1 protein-coding gene is annotated in these 1,582 nt (G+C 60.6%); it reads left to right on the plus strand.

The genetic code is table 11. From position 1 onward, the window contains the following. Positions 1-1,582 (plus strand): glycosyl hydrolase family 18 protein (locus tag PAT3040_RS37700; RefSeq protein WP_181376953.1); only part of this gene is annotated, 1,582 nt, incomplete at both ends.

The raw sequence follows: 1,582 nt of genomic DNA on the forward strand, positions 1-1,582 counted from the left end.
CGGCGTTCCGGCCGAGAAGCTCGTGCTGGGCATTCCGTTCTACGGCAAGGGCTGGGCGGGCTGCTCGGACGGAGGCCAGTACGGCACCTGCACGACTATTCCGAGCGGCACCTGGGAAGCCGGCGTCTTCGATGTAGCGGACTTGGAGAACAATTACGCCGGCAAAAACGGTTACGAGAAACACTGGAACGCCGCGTCCAAAACAGCCTACCTCTGGAACGAGGAGAACGGCACGTTCATTACCTACAACGACGATACGTCCATGAAATACAACGCCTCCTTCGTTAAATCTCTGAATCTCGCGGGCGTCATGAGCTGGGAAGTGAGCGGCGACCGCAACCGCACGCTGCAAAATCAGCTGGCGCATGATCTGCCCCTGGACGGGACGGCGAACGCGGAAGCGCTCCCGGCGCCGGCCGGACTTGCGATTGCGGGCAAAGGCAGCAGCCACGCGCAATTGAAGTGGAACGCCGTCCATGGAGCCGACGGTTACGAGATTTTCGTGAACCGCAAATATATCGACGCGACGGAAGGCACATCCTTCAATCTTGAAGGCCTGTCGGCAAGCACGAGCTATTCCGTCTATGTCCTCGCCGTTTCTAAGGATGGGGAGAGCATCGGAGAAGTATCCCCCGCAAGCGTGATAACCGTTACGACGGATGCTCCTGTCTCCTACGTGCCGCCTGCGCCGCCAGCCAAGGATAAGAACGAACTCGACGGCAGCGTATCGAAGCAGAACGGCAAGCTGACGATCTCGGTGCAGGAATATCCGGCTCTTAATACCATCAAGGGTAACAAATCCGGTGCATTTAAAATAACGGCCGACGCCGCGGCGGACAGCGTGGAGGTGCTTCTGCCGAAAGCCGTCGCGGAGGCGATTGCCGACAAAGGCGAGGACGCGGGGCTGACAATCATTTGGGGCGGCGTCGCCTATGCCATACCGGCCAGCGCACTGCAGCATGGAGCGGATATTCGCATCACGCTTGCCCCGCTAGCCGGAGACGCAGCGGGAAGCATCGAAGAAGACGCGAAAGCTGCTGGCATCAGGCTCCTCGCGGAGCCGATCGACTTCATCAATGCGGCTAAGAAGGATGATGGCCAGTATGAGGAAATAACCGACTTCGACGGCAGCCTGTTGAAGCGAAGCTTCACGCTGGATGGCGCGGACGCGGACGGCAACAGACTCATCGGCGTCCTCTACTTGCCGGAGAGCGGGCAATTCCGTCCCGTCGCCACTGCGGCGACGGAGAATGGGGACGGCACGATTACGGTGGAGCTGACTCGCGACGGCAACAGCATCTACACCGTAGCCGCAACCGGCTTCGAATTCGAGGACGTCGCCATGGACTGGGCCCGAGACGCTATTGAGCTTGCAACGGCGGGTCTGCTTATCGCCGGCAAGAGCGAGACGAGATTCGGAGCGGCGGATGCCATTACCCGCGCCGAATTCGTCTCCATGGTCACAAGAGCGCTCGGCATACTGCCGAATCAAGGGGAACACGTCTTTGGCGACGTAGATCCCAGCTCCGCATTCGCCGGCGACATTGCCGCCGCTGCAGCGGCGGGGGTGATCGCCGGCCAG

It is taken from the genome of Paenibacillus agaridevorans (assembly GCF_003112455.1).
Taxonomy (GTDB): Bacteria; Bacillota; Bacilli; order Paenibacillales; family Paenibacillaceae; genus Pristimantibacillus; species Pristimantibacillus agaridevorans.